This window comes from Streptomyces sp. cf386 (assembly GCF_900103585.1).
Classification (GTDB): Bacteria; Actinomycetota; Actinomycetes; order Streptomycetales; family Streptomycetaceae; genus Streptomyces.
Map to the genome: position 1 here is coordinate 171,612 of NZ_FNHV01000015.1, position 15,079 is coordinate 186,690.

Here is a 15,079-nt window from a genome sequence, read left to right on the forward strand (position 1 = left end):
TTTTCAGGAAGCTCCCATGGAATTCACGACGCGAGGCCGCACACCTGAAAAAGGGCAGCAGAAATTCCCCGCCACCGAATTTCTCCTCTTTGTATACGGCGCCCTTGTTAATGCCGCAGGCTCGGCATGTTTACGGGATGTTGCGAATTCCTCACACGCTCCGCGCGATCACCGCCGGAGCCGAACCGCAGCCGGTGGGCGGAGGTCGCGCGCTCGGTATGCAGCGCCGTGATCGCGCGGGCTCGTTCACTGTCGCCGCGCGCCACCGCGTCCACGATCGCGCCGTGCTCGGTCCAGGACTCCGCGGGGTTGGCCGACGAATCCACGGCGTACATCCAGGCGATCTTGTGGCGCAGCTGGGTCAGCATCGAGGTCAGCGCGGGGCTGCCGGAGGCCTGGGCCAGCGTCTCGTGGAACCAGCCGCCCAGGGAGCGCAGATCCTCGCTGTTTCCGCGCCTGGCCCGCTCCTGGCCCAGCCTGACCAGGCCGCGCAGCACCTTCAGATGGGCCTCGGTGCGCCGCTGTGCGGCCCGGGCGGCGCCGAGCGGCTCCAGGAGGGTGCGCATCTCCAGCAGGTCGGCGGCCTCCTGCTCGGTCGGTTCGGCGACGCAGGCGCCCGCGTGCCGCCGGGTCACCACGAAGCCCTCCGCCTCCAGGGTGCGCAGGGCCTCCCGGACGGGGACGCGGGAGACGCCGTAGCGGCGCGCGAGGAGTTCCTCGGTGAGCCGGCCGCCACGCTCGTAGACACCGGCGACGATGTCGTCCCGGATCGCCGTGCACACCGAATGCGCCGGAATACGCATGACCGACCTCCGCCTTAATCCCCGTGAAACGTCGACGAATGACGTGTGTTCAGTGACTCTATTGCAACCGGCCGGAATTTCCGACGGCGGGCCGGAATCCATGGATATTTTTTGGACAGCAAGTGGTGCGAAACGCCGAAAGCCCCGGCTCGGGGAGCCGGGGCTTCTGGGAGCGGAGTGCGCTTGGCGGAGCCGAGTGTCCGTCGTCAGACGATCACGGGGGCGTCGAGCGCCGCACGCGCGCGTGGAGGCGTCAGAGGTTCACGCCGTGCGAGCGGAGATAGGAGACGGGGTCGATGTCGGAGCCGTACTCCGCCGTGGTGCGGGCCTCGAAGTGCAGATGAGGTCCGGTGACGTTGCCGGTGGCGCCGGACAGGCCGATCTGCTGGCCGGGGGTGACGGTCTGGCCCACAGAGACGCCGATGGACGACATGTGGCCGTACTGGGTGTACGTGCCGTCATTCATCTTGATCACGACCTGGTTGCCGTACGACCCGCCCCAGCCGGCCTCCACGACGGTGCCGGAGCCGACCGCGTGGACGGACGTGCCACTGGCGGCGTGGAAGTCGACGCCCGTGTGGCTGCCGGAGGACCAGACGGCGCCGCCGGCCTTGTAGCCGGTGGAGACGTACGAGCCGGAGATCGGGGCGATGTAGGACAGCAGGCGCTTGCGCTCGGCCTCGCGGGCGGCGCGCTCCTTGGCCTCGCGCTCCTGCTCGGCCTTCTCGGCCGCCTTCTTGCGCGCGGCCTCCTGGGCGGCCTTCTTCAGGGCCGCGGCCTCCTTGGCGGCCTGCTCCTGCGCGGCCGCCTGGGCGTCGATCTGGTCGGCGATCGAGTTGTCGACGCTGATGACGGGGATGAGGCCGGTCTGCTCGGCGGCGGGCTCCGCGGCGAGCGCGGGGGCGGCCAGGGTGCCTATGACGCCGGTCGCGGTGAGAGCGGCGACTCCCGCCGCACGGGCCGTGGAGCGCTCGATCCGGCTGGGACGACGGTGCTTCCCGGTGGGACGACTCGTCCCGGTGGCGCAGCTGAACGCCATGAAGTGGCTGGTCCTTTCCTTCCCTCTCGCCTACCGGGTTAGCTGACGGGTTCGGAGCAGGAAGGTCTCCTACGGGCCCCCTCGCGTTCGCGCGGGCGTCCGATTCACCCCAGGGACTACGGGTGGGTCCCCGGCTCCCCTGGCTCGCGCCATAGGGGGACTCGGCGATGGCTGTCCGGTGCCGCGGACGCGGCGCACTGCCTGACGGACAGCCCGGAAGACGCTAAGCGGGACATCTTTCAATCCCCAAACGGATCCCAGCTTTTGTAGCGCATCCCACAGACCAGACAGGCAACCTCTCCCTCAATTCGGGCATAAGGGAGCCCTGGTGACTCTCCGGTCACCAGGGCCCCTACGCGCGCGTGCCGTCGCCCGGCGCTGTGTCGGTCCTCTACTCGGCCGACACGACGGTGACTTCACCGATACCGAGGGCCTCGACGGGCTCCCGGATCTCGGCCGCGTCGCCGACGAGGATCGTCACCAGACGGTCCGCCGGGAAGGCGCTCACGGCCGCGGCGGTGGCCTCGACGGTGCCGGTCGCGGCGAGCTGCTGGTACAGCGTCGCCTGGTAGTCGTCGGGCAGGTGCTGCTCGACCTGGTCGGCCAGCGTGTTCGCCACGGAGGCGGCGGTCTCGTACTTCAGCGGCGCCACCCCGACGAGGTTCTGCACGGCGAAGTCCCGCTCGGCGTCGGTGAGGCCACCGTCGGCGACGCCCCGCAGCACCGTCCAGAGGTCCTGCAGCGCGGGACCGGTGTTCGGAGTGTCGACGGAGCCGCTGATGGCCAGCATCGCCGCGCCCGTGCCGTCCGGGGCGGAGCGCATGACCTGCCCGAACGCGCGCACACCGTAGGTGTAGCCCTTCTCCTCGCGCAGGACCTTGTCCAGGCGGGAGGTGAGGGTGCCGCCGAGGCAGTACGTGCCGAGCACCTGCGCGGGCCACACGCGGTCGTGCCGGTCGGCGCCGATCCGGCCGATCAGCAGCTGCGTCTGGACGGAACCGGGGCGGTCCACGATGACGACGCGGCCGGTGTCGTCCGCGATCACCGGCGGGACGGGCCGCGGCTCGGCCGGGGAGCCCGTCCAGGCGCCGACGGTGTCGCCGAGCAGGGCGTCGAGATCGACGCCGGTGAGGTCGCCGACGACCACGACGGTGGAGGTGGCGGGGCGGACGTGCCGCTCGTAGAAGGCGCGTACGCCCGCGGAGTCGATGCCCGAGACCGTCTCCTCGGTGCCCTGGCGCGGGCGGGACATCCGCGAGGTCGCCGGGAACAGCTCCTTGGAGAGCTCCTTGGCGGCGCGGCGCGAGGGGTTGGCCATCTCGTGCGGGATCTCGTCGAGCCGGTTGTTCACCAGGCGCTCGACCTCGGCGTCGTCGAACGCGGGCGCCCGGAGGGCGTCGGCGAGCAGGCCGAGTGCCTTGGGCAGGCGGGAGACGGGCACTTCGAGGCTGACGCGGACGCCGGGGTGGTCGGCGTACGCGTCGAGCGTGGCGCCGCAGCGCTCCAGCTCCGCGGCGAACTCCTCCGCCGTGTGCTTGTCGGTGCCCTCGGAGAAGGCACGCGCCATGATCGTGGCGATGCCGTCGAGGCCCTTCGGCTCGGCGTCCAGGGGTGTGTCCAGGAGCACCTCGACGGCTACGACCTGCTGGCCGGGGCGGTGGCAGCGCAGGACCGTCAGGCCGTTGTCCAGCTTGCCCCGCTCGGGTGCCGGGAACGCCCAGGGCCGGGCCTCGCCGGCCTGGGGCTGCGGGTGGAACTCCATGCTGGCGAGCTCGGTCACTGCGCCGACTCCTCGTTCTCGTCGGTGGTCTCGGCGTCCTCGGCCGGGGTCGGCTCGTACACGAGCACCGCGCGGTTGTCGGGGCGCAGACGGGCCTTCGCGACCGCCTGGACCTCCTCGGCGGTGACGTCGAGGACGCGCTGTACGGCGGTGAACGCGAGCTGCGGGTCGCCGAACAGGACGGCGTACCGGCACAGTTCGTCGGCGCGGCCCGCCACGGTGCCGAGCCGGTCCAGCCACTCGCGCTCCAGCTGGGCCTGCGCGCGCTCCATCTCCTCGGCGGTGGGGCCGTCCGCCGCGAAGCGGGCGAGCTCCTCGTCGACGGCGGCCTCGATCACGGGGACCTCGACATCGCCGGAGGTCTTCACGTCCAGCCAGCCCAGGGAGGGCGCACCGGCCAGGCGCAGCAGACCGAACCCGGCCGCCACGGCCGTACGGTCGCGGCGTACGAGCCGGTTGTAGAGGCGCGAGGACTCGCCGCCGCCGAGGACCGTCAGCGCGAGGTCGGCCGCGTCGGACTCGCGCGTGCCGTCCTGCGGGAGCCGGTAGGCGGCCATCATCGCGCGCGCGGGGACGTTCTCCTCGACGACCTCGCGCAGCTGTTCGCCGATGATCTCGGGCAGCGAGCCGTCGCGTGGCTCGGGCTTGCCGTCGTGGGCCGGGATGGTGCCGAAGTACTTCTCGACCCAGGCGAGCGTCTGCTCCGGGTCGATGTCGCCGACGATCGACAGGACGGCGTTGTTGGGCGCGTAGTAGGTGCGGAAGAACGCGCGGGCGTCCTCCAGGCTGGCCGCGTCCAGGTCGGCCATCGAGCCGATCGGGGTGTGGTGGTACGGGTGTCCGTCCGGGTACGACAGCGCGGTCAGCTTCTCGAAGGCGGTGCCGTACGGGACGTTGTCGTAGCGCTGGCGGCGCTCGTTCTTGACGACGTCCCGCTGGTTCTCCAGGCCCTCCTCGTCGAGCGCCACCAGGAGGCTGCCCATGCGGTCGGCCTCCAGCCAGAGCGCGAGCTCCAGCTGGTGGGCGGGCATGGTCTCGAAGTAGTTGGTGCGCTCGAAGCTGGTCGTGCCGTTCGGCGATCCGCCCGCGCCCTGGACGAGCTCGAAGTGGCCCGTGCCCTTCACGCTGCTCGAGCCCTGGAACATGAGGTGCTCGAAGAGGTGGGCGAGTCCGGTACGGCCCTTGACCTCGTGGCGGGAGCCGACGTCGTACCAGAGGCAGACCGCGGCGACCGGCGTGAGGTGGTCCTCGGAGAGCACCACGCGCAGGCCGTTGGCCAGGCGGTGCTCCGTCGCGGTGAGGCCGCCGGATTGTGCCTCCGGTGTGGCCGTGTGACCCATGGGCAAGGTGTCCTTCCGGTCGCGTGCGCTGCGTTGTGTCGAGCAGTTCGACTTAAGCTCCTGCCACTGTATGCAGCGTCCGAAGGGTCGGCGAAGTTCCCGGTCAGAACGCCGTGCCTATACGAGGGTGAACATGGGCGGGTGCGGCCCGGGCAGAACGGCGCTCGATCACTCCGGCGAGTGAACGGCCGCGCGGCGCGGGCTTGCCTTCGCCGAACGGCCGCCGCACACGTCGGTCCGCGCACCCTCGGTCGCAGGTCGGTGCGTGCGTCGGTGACACTTCTCGGACGCCGGGTGGGAACCCAACATCGGGTCCTGGTCGGTGGTTGTCAGTGCCGCGGTCCACAATGGTCCGCGTCAGATCCCGTCAACGCTTCAGCAAGGAGCCGGCAGCGATGGCCCGCCGCAGCACGAAGACCCCGCCGCCCGACGACTCGTTCGAGGAGCGGATCCTCGACATCGACGTCGTCGACGAGATGCAGGGCTCCTTCCTCGAGTACGCGTACTCGGTCATCTACTCCCGAGCCCTGCCCGACGCCCGGGACGGCCTCAAGCCGGTGCACCGCCGCATCGTCTACCAGATGAACGAGATGGGGCTGCGCCCCGACCGCGGGTATGTGAAGTGCGCGCGCGTGGTCGGCGAGGTCATGGGTAAGTTGCACCCGCACGGCGACGCGTCGATCTACGACGCCCTGGTGCGCATGGCCCAGCCGTTCTCCATGCGCGTGCCGCTCGTCGACGGCCACGGCAACTTCGGCTCGCTGGGCAACGACGACCCGCCGGCCGCCATGCGGTACACCGAGTGCCGGCAGGCCCAGGCGACGAGCCTGATGACCGAGTCGATCGACGAGGACACGGTCGACTTCACCCCCAACTACGACGGCCAGGAGCAGGAGCCGGTGGCCCTGCCCGCCGCCTTCCCGAACCTCCTCGTCAACGGCGCGTCCGGCATCGCCGTCGGCATGGCCACGAACATGCCGCCGCACAACCTCGCCGAGGTCATCTCGGCGGCCCGCCATCTGATCCGCTACCCGAACGCGGATCTGGACACCCTGATGAAGCACGTCCCCGGCCCCGACCTGCCCACCGGTGGCCGGATCGTCGGCCTCTCCGGCATCCGGGACGCCTACGAGACGGGCCGCGGCACCTTCAAGATCCGCGCCACGGTCGAGGTCGAGACGGTGACCGCCCGCCGCAAGGGCCTGGTCATCACCGAGCTGCCCTTCACGGTCGGTCCGGAGAAGGTGATCGCCAAGATCAAGGACCTGGTCGGCTCGAAGAAGATCCAGGGCATCGCCGACGTCAAGGACCTCACCGACCGCGCGCACGGCCTGCGCCTGGTCATCGAGATCAAGAACGGCTTCGTGCCGGAGGCGGTCCTGGAGCAGCTGTACAAGCTGACGCCGATGGAGGAGTCCTTCGGCATCAACAACGTCGCGCTGGTCGACGGCCAGCCCCTCACCCTGGGTCTCAAGGAACTCCTGGAGGTCTACCTCGACCACCGCTTCGAGGTCGTCCGGCGCCGCAGCGAGTTCCGCCGCGGCAAGCGCCGCGACCGCCTGCACCTGGTCGAGGGCCTGCTCACGGCGCTGCTGGACATCGACGAGGTCATCCGTCTGATCCGGTCCAGCGAGAACTCCGCGCAGGCGAAGGAGCGCCTGATGGAGCGCTTCTCGCTGAGCGAGATCCAGACGCAGTACATCCTCGATACTCCGCTGCGTCGTCTCACCAAGTACGACCGCATCGAGCTGGAGGCGGAGAAGGACCGGCTCAACCAGGAGATCGCCGAGCTGACCCGGATCCTGGACTCGGACACGGAGCTGCGCAAGCTGGTCTCCACCGAACTGGCCGCGGTGGCCAAGAAGTTCGGCACGGAGCGGCGTACGGTCCTGCTGGAGTCGGCGGGCGCCCCGGTCGCCGCCGTGTCGCTGCAGGTGGCGGACGACCCGTGCCGGGTGCTGCTGTCCTCGACGGGTCTGCTGGCCCGTACGGCGAACGGTGACCCCTTCGCGGAGGACGGCGCGGCGCGGCGTACCAAGCACGACGTGATCGTCTCGGCCGTATCGGCCACGGCTCGCGGCGAGGTGGGCGCAGTGACCTCCACCGGCCGTCTGCTGCGCATCAACGTCATCGATCTACCCCAGCTGCCGGAGACGGCGTCGAGACCGAACCTCTCGGGCGGCGCTCCGGTGTCGGAGTTCATCTCCCTCGAGGACGGCGAGACTCTGGTCTGCCTGATCACGCTCGACGAGTCCTCCCCGGGCCTGGCGCTCGGCACGGAACAGGGCGTCGTCAAGCGTGTGGTGCCCGACTACCCGTCCAACAAGGAGGAGCTGGAGGTCATCACCCTCAAGGAGGGCGACCGCATCGTCGGCGCGGTCGAGCTGCGCACCGGTGAGGAGGACCTGGTCTTCATCACGGACGACGCACAACTGCTGCGCTACCAGGCAGCGCAGGTCCGCCCGCAGGGCCGTCCCGCCGGTGGCATGGCAGGAATCAAGCTCACCGAGGGCGCGAAGGTCATCTCCTTCACCGCGGTCGACCCGGCGGCCGACGCGGTGGTGTTCACGGTCGCCGGCTCGCGCGGCACGCTGGACGACTCCGTCCAGACGACCGCCAAGCTGACCCCGTTCGACCAGTACCCCCGCAAGGGCCGCGCCACGGGAGGCGTGCGCTGCCAGCGGTTCCTGAAGGGCGAGGACTGCCTGTCCGTGGCCTGGGCGGGTGCCGCCCCGGCGCGGGCCGCGCAGAAGAACGGCACCCCTGCCGACCTCCCGGAGATGGACCCGCGCCGCGACGGCTCGGGCGTGTCACTGCCGAAGACGGTGGCGGTGGTGGCGGGGCCGTTCTAAGCCACTTCGAAGGCCGACCGTCCTGGGCTTCGGCACAGGTCGGCCGTCCTAGGCCTCCTCGAAGACCGCTGCCTCCGGGTCCCGCACATAGCGCAGAACGCCCCACATGCCCTGCTCGTCGGCGTGTGGGGCGTCGCTCTTGCAGGCCTCCAGCTCCTTGCGGAGAGCGGACGCGTCGATGCCGGAGCCGATGAGGACGAGCTGGGTGAGGCGTGTGTCGGCGGGCGCCCAGGGCTCCGGGTAGAAGCGGAGGAACCGGCCCACGGCGTGGACGGCGTACCGGTTGCGCACGTCGTTCGGCCCGAAGTCGACGTACCCCTTGATCCGGTACAGCCCCTCGGGCCTGGTGTCGAGAAAGGCGATCAACCGGCGGGGGTCGAGGGCGACTTCGGAGGTGAAGGACAGGCTGTCGTAGCCGGTGTGCAGATGGCCGGTGTGAGCTTTCCGGGCCTCGTGAGCCTCGTGGTCACCGTGAGGGTCGTGGTCACCGTGAGGGTCGTGGTCATCGTGGTGCTCGTGCAGGTCGTCGAAGGACAGCTGCCCGATGCGCTCCTCGCTGGGCCTGCACTCGAAGAGGAACTCGGGGTCGATCCGGCCGTAGGTGGCGGGGACGACGGCGGCGCGGTCGGTGAGCTCGCGGACCAGCCGGAGGACGCGCTCACCGTCCGCCGTCCGGTCGAGCTTGTTGACGACGACGAGGTCGGCAAGGGCGAGGTGCCGGTCGATCTCGGGGTGCTTCGCGCGCGTGTCGTCGAACTCGACGGCGTCGACGACCTCGACGAGCCCGCCGTACACGATGCCCGGATGCTCACTGGCGAGCACCATGCGCACGAGTTCCTGCGGCTCGGCGAGCCCGCTGGCCTCGATGACGATGACGTCGATGCCGGTGGACGGCCGGGCGAGCCGCTCCAGGTAGACGTCCAGCTCACTGGCGTCGACCGCGCAGCACAGGCAGCCGTTGCCGAGGGAGACGGTGGAGTCGCCGAGCGCGCCGGCGACGGCCATGGCGTCGATCTCGATGGCACCGAAGTCGTTGACGACGGCGCCGATGCGGGTGCCGCCGCTGCGGTGGAGGAGGTGGTTGAGGAGCGTGGTCTTGCCGGAGCCCAGGAATCCGGCGAGTACGACGACCGGAATCTGCTGCGGCCCCTGGCTCGGCTGACTCAACGTGCGACCTCTCTCACGCCGACGGGTGCACCGGCTCGCGGCTCGGCACATGTATGAGGATTGAATGCCGACCCAGGATACGAGCCGGAAGAATCTCCGCGAAGTGAACGATTGTTAGCAGCACTTGCCGGGCAGACGTTGGGCAAGGCGCCGGAGTGTGCGACCCTCGCTTCCCTCCGTGCGCCTCCTCTCCGCCTCCCCCGCCGATCAGAGCCGCTCGGCACTCTGGGAGACGGCAAGCGCCGCCCATCGCTCGCCGGTCCCCTCCAGTCGACCCGCACCCCGACGACCGGCGGACGGCCGCCTGATTCGGGGGTTGACATGGCCACAAAGAAGAACGCCGCGAGGAGGCTGGGCTCCGCCGCGGCCGGTCTGATGCTCGCCACCGCCGGTCTGACGCTGGCCGCGCGCCAGCGGCGCCTTGAAACGGAGCGGCTGCAGGTGAGGCGTCTGGAGCTCGAGGAACTCGCCTCCCGGCGCAGGGCTCTGGCACACCAGCAGCGCATGCATTGGGAGTTGCTGTCCCGGGCGATCGACCACCCTTCCCTGGCCGCCGTGATCGACACCTACGACCCGGGCATTCCGGCGGAGAAGCGGCGGCAGTACTTCTATGCCAACGCCTGGTACATCAACCTCTACCACCTCTATCGAGCGGGACTGCTCGACCAGGAGGAGTTCTACGGGCACGCGCGCGAGCTCTTCCAGAATCCGCTGATGCGCGAGTACTGGGAGGCGTCGAAGGGGCAGCGCGCCACCCTGAAGCACTCGTCCGACGAGGCTCGGATCGGGCGTATGGTCGACGGCCTCATCAAGGATCTCGACGAGGCCGATACGGAGGAGTGGTGGGTGGTGGGCAACCCGCCGCCGGCTTGATCAACCAAGCGATGAAGGCACCGGTCAATGCACCGACACGAGCAGAGTGACTTTTGCCGACGCATAGGCTCGGGCCCCTGCAATCCCAGTAACGTGCTGCCGAACACCAACCTCTCGTAAGGATCGGTAGCCCCTTGAAGATCGTGCGCCGCATCGGTGTGCCTCCCAGTGCCCGTGGCAGTGCCTCGGGAGCCAACTGCCCGGACCTGTTCGAGCTGAGCGACGGCAACTTCGCCGTCATCGGCACCGAGGCCACGGAAGCTCTGGAGCAGGAACTGCCCGCCGACGCCTCCCGCGCCGACTACGAGCGCATCGTCATCGTCAGCCGGGAGACTCTTATCCGCGCCAAGGCAGACATCCCCGACGCCTGAGTCCACCGCACGAGCACGCGTCCACCCAGACTCGTACCGTAACGCTCCCCGGCCGCACGCAACCGTTGAGCGAGCCGGACCACTGACCCGGCGAGCAGCCGGCACCCCGTCACTGCTCGATCTCCACCGATGAGGCCTGGCGCCAGAACGGCACCAGGCCACACGCGTCTCTCAGGCCGCCCGCCTGCGGCATCTTCAAGATCGTTGGTGAACCGCCAGCCCCGATCACGGACTTCTCGCGCTACCGCACGGCGACACAAGACAGCCGCCGCTCCCCAGGTTTCCTAGGCCTGACGGGGAGCGGCGGGAGTACACCAGCATCTCCCTTACCAGGAGCCAGTCCAGTGCAGATCAAGCATGCCATCTCCCAGATGGCCACCGGCGGGCCCACTCCCGATCCGTCGCGCAGCAGCACCGCCCTGAGCTGCACCGACTCCTTCCCTCACGGCGCGACGCGGAGGCGTTCTCTGCCCGTACGGGTGAGCCGGTCGACCGCGGCCATCGCGCTCGGGGCGGGGTTGCCGCTGTTGCACGCCCACAGTGCCGCCGCCCTGTCCCCTCAGCGGCCCGTCACGACCCGCGCACGCGCTGCGGCTTCCATGACGCCGGCTTCCGGGGCGGAGCACATGCCGCACTCCCTGCGGCCCTACCCGCTGCTCCACGCCGCGGGCACCGCCGAGGGCGGCTTGAACACCTCATGAACTTGGGCCGCGGTCTTCGCCGGCATCGGCCTCGTCATCGCTCTGATCGGTGTGGGCATCAACATCGTCCACCGCCGACGTGACAAGGAGGCCCAAGTTCTCGCCCCGATCGACCGCTTGCTGGACGACCTGGCCGTCTGCCTCGACAGGCTGGCGACCCTCTCTGCCACCAAGGCCGACATGGCCGTCCTTGGGGAGCTGCGCAGGCGCATCAAGCAGGCCGCGAAGGCATCGCCCCTTCCGATCGGCACCGTTGTGGCAGCCATCGAGGCCTACGAGAGGACCGCACTGCCCGACGACTATGTGACGAAGCTGGCCGCGGACACCTCGGGTGAGATTCTCCAACTCTGCCGTCAGCAAGGCGCCGGAGTCGAAGCCGTACGCGCCGCAATCGACGCCGTCCAGGGGCTCATCAAGCCGCTCCTCAACAAGTGAAATCACCCAGCTCGCGGCCAGTCGTGCGGTGGTAGGGACTTCTCCCGGACCGGGCACGTCTCACGCCACTGCCGGCACCACCACCGGTGCCCCCGGCCCCACATACCGAGCCACCGGCCTGATGATCTTCGAGTCCTGCGCCTGTTCCAGGACGTTGGCACTCCAGCCCACGACCCGCGCCGCGGCGAACGTCGGCGTGAACATCTCGCGCGGCAGACCGCACAGTTCCATGACCACGCCCGCGTAGAACTCGACGTTCGTGTGGAGTTCGCGGCCGGGCTTCAGCTCGGCGAGGATCGCCTCCACGCGGTGTTCGACCTCTACGGCGAACTCGACGCGCGGACCGCCGAAGCTCTGGGCGATCTCGCGGAGCATTCGGGAGCGGGGGTCCTCGGTGCGGTAGACCGGGTGGCCGAAGCCCATGATGCGGTCGCCGGCGAGAACGCGTTCGCGGATCCAGGCGTCGATGCGGTCGGGGGTGCCGATCGCGTCAAGGGTGTCCAGCGCGCGGCTGGGCGCACCGCCGTGCAGCGGTCCCGACAGCGCGCCCACCGCCCCGACGAGGCAGGCTGCGACATCCGCACCCGTGGATGTGATGACGCGGGCCGTGAAGGTTGACGCGTTGAATCCATGGTCAATGGTTGAGATCAAGTATTGCTCGATCGCTCGCGTCCGCCTCGGATCGGGTTCCGAACCGGTCAACATGTACAGGTAGTTCGCCGCGTACGAGAGATCCTCGCGCGGCTCAACAGGGTCTAGCCCTCTGCCCAGCCGATGCAGTGCGGTCAGCAGGGTGGGAACGACCGCGGCCGCTATCAGGGTGTCCCGGCGGCGCTCGTCGGCGTCGATGTCGTACACCGGCCGGAAGCCCTTCGCCGCGCCGAGCAGGGACAGCGCGGTACGCAGGCCGGCCAGCGGGCCGGAGCGTCCGCTTGCCGCCGCGATCGCGGGCAGGGCCGCCCCCACCTCGTCGGGCAGCCTCCGCAGGGCGGCGGTCTCGGCGGCGAAGGCGGCGGCGCGTTCGGCGTCCGGCAGTTCGCCGTGGACCAGGAGATACCAGACGTCCTCGAAGGGGCGGGCCTGTGCGAGTTCCACGGCCGAGTACTGGCGGTAGTGGTAGAAGCCCTCAAGCCCTCGGACGTCGCCGACCTCGGTGTCGGTGACGACGACGCCCGCGAGTCCACGTGGCACCTCGACGAGCCCGGCTGCTGACCTGTTGACGGACATGATTCCTCCCTGGACTTGATTTGACTGTCCATGCTTGACTCATTCCCTGTCAATGTTGATTGAATCAATGCAAGGATCAATATTCAGCGTTCTGGATACGGTGACCCCATGCGCGATCAAGAACCCGGCCCCGGGCCCGCGGGGCGGCGACTGACCACCCGGGAAGCCGCCGAGCTGCTCGGCGTGAAGCCCGAGACCGTGTACGCGTACGTGAGTCGCGGTCACCTCAGCAGCCGCCGTGCGCCCGGCGGCCGGGGCAGCACCTTCGACGCGAAGGAAGTGGAGACGCTCGCCCGGCGCAACAAGCGGGAGAGTGCGGGCGGTTCGGGATCCGGCGGTGAGCTGTCGGTGCGGACCCGCCTGACGTTCATCGACACCGACCACTACTACTTCCGGGGCGTGGACGCGACCGAACTGGCCGCCCGGTACTCCTACGAAGAGGTCGCCGAGTGGCTCTGGACCGGCCGGTTGCGCCGCGGCGTCACCTTCCTCGCCCCCGAGAAGTCCGTCGCCGCCGCCCGCCGTGCCGTCGACGCCCTGCCCGAACACGCCGGTCCCACCGACCGGTTGCGGGTCGCCGCGATCGCCGCCGCGTCGGTGGACCCGCTGCGCTTCGACCTGTCCGAGGAGGCCGTGCTCGGCACCGCCCGCACCCTCATCCCGACCCTCGTCGCCGCCCTCACCCCTGCCGGGTTCACCTATCGCGACGAGGGCTCACTCGCCCACCGTCTCTGGAGCCGGCTGAGCGGGCGGCCCGCCGACGAGGCCGCGCTGCGCGTCCTGGACACGGCGCTCGCCCTGCTCGTCGATCACGACCTGGCCGCCTCGACCCTCGCCGTGCGAGTCGCCGCGTCGGCCCGCGCGCACGCCTACGCGGCCGTCTCCGCCGGGCTCGGCGTGATCGAGGGCCCTCTGCACGGCGCCGCCAGCGGCCTCGCCCACAAGCTGATCATGGAGGTTCTCGACCGGGGCGACGCGGGGCCCGTCATCGCAGAGGAGCTACGGGCCGGCCGACGCATTCCGGGGCTCGGTCACCGGCTCTACCCCGGCGAGGACCCACGCGCGCGCGTGCTGTTCGCGCTCCTGGAGGAGATCCCCCACTCCGCGCCCGCCCTCGCCGCGGCCCGCGACATCGTCGCCACGGCCGCCCGCCACACTCCGCTGCACGCCAACGTCGACCTGGCCCTGGCCGTGTTCACGGCGTCCTCCGCCATGTCCGCCACGGCAGGAGAGACGATCTTCGCCGTGGCCCGTACGGCGGGCTGGATCGCCCACGCCCTGGAGGAGTACGGGGAGCGACCGCTGCGCATGCGACCGAGTGGGCACTACACGGGCCCGAAGCCACCTCAGCCGCTGCCCGAGTAGGGATCACCACAGGGCCCCTCGGGAAGTCGCCTCGACTCAAGTCAGGTTAGGCTCACCTCTGTGAGTACGTGCTCAACCGTCTCGCAGGACCTCGACGAGCCCATCGCGGGGACCGCGGCGACCGCGACGACCTGGCTGCTGCTGGAGCAGCCCGGTCCGTGGGGTGCCAAGGCGCTCACTCAGAGCCACCTGGATCCCGCGCTGGGCCACGCCCTGGAGGCCGCCGCGAAGGGCACGGGTGTACGCGTCGCGCTGATCCGCCGCCCGGGCCGGCACGCCGACTGCGGGGCCCCCGCCGAACGCCAGGTCTACGTGGCCCACACCGTGCCCGGCAACGTGTGGCTGCACGCTGCCACGAGCCGCGACCCCGAGCAGTTGCTCGGCCTGGACTTCGCCGCGCTGGGCATGGGTGACCCACACACCTTCGACTCGGTCCTCCAGGGGCGTCCCCACACGGGCGACCCGCTCGCCCTCGTCTGCACGAACGGCAAGCGGGACCGCTGCTGCGCACTCCTGGGCCGGCCTCTCGCGGCCGAGCTCACCGCCTCCGGCGTCGACGGCGTCTGGGAGGTCACTCATCTGGGTGGACACCGGTTCTCACCGACGCTGCTGGTGCTGCCGTACGGCTACGCGTACGGCCGGGCGCAGGCCCACGCCGTCAAGGAGGTCCTGCACAGCGTCCAGGACGGCCGGATCGTCGTCGAGGGCTGCCGCGGGAACTCGGCCTGGGAGCGGCCGGGCCAGGCGGCCGAGCTGGCCGTGCGCCGGGCCACCGGAGAGGACGCCGCGGAGGCGCTGAGCGTCGTACGGACGGACGGTGCTGCCCCGCGGTGGGAGGTGACCGTCGCCCACGTGGACGGGCGTCACTGGCGGGTCGAGGTGGCACAGGGCGCCTCGCTGCCGCCCCGCCCCGAGAGCTGCGGGTCGGTACTCGGCTCGCCCGCCCGGATGGACGTGGCGGCGATGCACGCGCTCACGAACGCGACGGCCCTCGCGAGCTGACCCGGGCGGCTCGCCGGTCACCCCGGATACACCGGCCCCCCAGGTGAAGCTTCCACCCGACACCCCTGAGGGAACCGGCCGCCCCACGCCACCCGCGTGCCCCACTCCTGCCCGACATCGATCA

Annotated in this window: 13 protein-coding genes and 1 riboswitch; of the genes, 7 read left to right on the forward strand and 6 right to left on the reverse strand. The window is 70.3% G+C overall.

From position 1 onward, the window contains the following. Window positions 1–107: 107 nt before the first annotated feature. The 4 genes from BLU79_RS33395 to BLU79_RS33410 form a co-directional block, all read right to left on the reverse strand. Window positions 108–803 (reverse strand): GntR family transcriptional regulator, encoded by a 696-nt coding sequence (locus tag BLU79_RS33395; protein WP_093909714.1) that lies wholly within the window; start codon window positions 801–803, stop codon window positions 108–110. Between the two features lie 253 nt (window positions 804–1,056). Beyond that, entirely contained in the window at window positions 1,057–1,842 is a 786-nt protein-coding gene (locus BLU79_RS33400) for a M23 family metallopeptidase (RefSeq protein ID WP_093909715.1), read from the reverse strand. Window positions 1,843–1,854: 12 nt separating this feature from the next. Continuing rightward, window positions 1,855–2,019, reverse strand: a riboswitch (cyclic di-AMP (ydaO/yuaA leader). Between the two features lie 214 nt (window positions 2,020–2,233). Continuing rightward, window positions 2,234–3,622: a M16 family metallopeptidase gene (locus BLU79_RS33405; protein WP_093909716.1), complete on the reverse strand. Its 1,389-nt coding sequence runs from the start codon at window positions 3,620–3,622 to the stop codon at window positions 2,234–2,236. Beyond that, window positions 3,619–4,962 carry a M16 family metallopeptidase gene (locus BLU79_RS33410; protein WP_093909717.1) on the reverse strand — a complete coding sequence of 448 codons (1,344 nt, stop codon included), beginning with the start codon at window positions 4,960–4,962 and terminating at the stop codon, window positions 3,619–3,621. Before BLU79_RS33410 ends, BLU79_RS33405 begins: the two co-directional genes overlap by 4 nt. 395 nt (window positions 4,963–5,357) lie before the next feature. On the opposite strand from BLU79_RS33410, the gene BLU79_RS33415 reads away from it, so the two are divergent. Beyond that, a complete protein-coding gene (locus tag BLU79_RS33415; protein ID WP_093909718.1) occupies window positions 5,358–7,814 on the forward strand; it encodes a DNA gyrase/topoisomerase IV subunit A in 2,457 nt (818 codons plus the stop codon). 48 nt (window positions 7,815–7,862) lie between these two features. Here BLU79_RS33415 and BLU79_RS33420 read toward each other — a convergent pair whose 3' ends face one another. Then, a complete protein-coding gene (locus BLU79_RS33420) occupies window positions 7,863–8,981 on the reverse strand; it encodes a CobW family GTP-binding protein (protein WP_093909719.1) in 1,119 nt (372 codons plus the stop codon). A gap of 321 nt (window positions 8,982–9,302) precedes the next feature. Here BLU79_RS33420 and BLU79_RS33425 point away from each other — a divergent pair, with 321 nt between their 5' ends. The 4 genes from BLU79_RS33425 to BLU79_RS33440 all read left to right on the forward strand — a co-directional run bounded on the left by BLU79_RS33425 (window position 9,303) and on the right by BLU79_RS33440 (window position 11,361). After that, window positions 9,303–9,854, forward strand: a complete 552-nt coding sequence (locus BLU79_RS33425) for a DUF6082 family protein (protein ID WP_093909720.1) — start codon at window positions 9,303–9,305, stop codon at window positions 9,852–9,854. Window positions 9,855–9,988: 134 nt separating this feature from the next. Then, window positions 9,989–10,225, forward strand: a complete 237-nt coding sequence (locus BLU79_RS33430) for a hypothetical protein (protein WP_093909721.1) — start codon at window positions 9,989–9,991, stop codon at window positions 10,223–10,225. A gap of 344 nt (window positions 10,226–10,569) precedes the next feature. Further along, window positions 10,570–10,926 (forward strand): hypothetical protein, encoded by a 357-nt coding sequence (locus tag BLU79_RS33435; protein WP_093909722.1) that lies wholly within the window; start codon window positions 10,570–10,572, stop codon window positions 10,924–10,926. 51 nt (window positions 10,927–10,977) lie between these two features. Further along, entirely contained in the window at window positions 10,978–11,361 is a 384-nt protein-coding gene (locus tag BLU79_RS33440) for a hypothetical protein (RefSeq protein WP_093909723.1), read from the forward strand. A 60-nt stretch (window positions 11,362–11,421) separates the two neighbouring features. On the opposite strand, the gene BLU79_RS33445 is transcribed toward BLU79_RS33440, so the two are convergent. Further along, the gene (locus BLU79_RS33445) at window positions 11,422–12,588 is read right to left on the reverse strand and encodes a citrate synthase/methylcitrate synthase (protein ID WP_093909724.1); all 1,167 of its coding nucleotides are present in this window, start codon (window positions 12,586–12,588) and stop codon (window positions 11,422–11,424) included. 108 nt (window positions 12,589–12,696) lie between these two features. Here BLU79_RS33445 and BLU79_RS33450 point away from each other — a divergent pair, with 108 nt between their 5' ends. Beyond that, window positions 12,697–13,953 (forward strand): citrate synthase, encoded by a 1,257-nt coding sequence (locus BLU79_RS33450; RefSeq protein WP_093909725.1) that lies wholly within the window; start codon window positions 12,697–12,699, stop codon window positions 13,951–13,953. A gap of 60 nt (window positions 13,954–14,013) precedes the next feature. Then, the gene (locus BLU79_RS33455; RefSeq protein ID WP_093909726.1) at window positions 14,014–14,955 is read left to right on the forward strand and encodes a sucrase ferredoxin; all 942 of its coding nucleotides are present in this window, start codon (window positions 14,014–14,016) and stop codon (window positions 14,953–14,955) included. The last annotated feature ends 124 nt before the right edge of the window (window positions 14,956–15,079 follow it).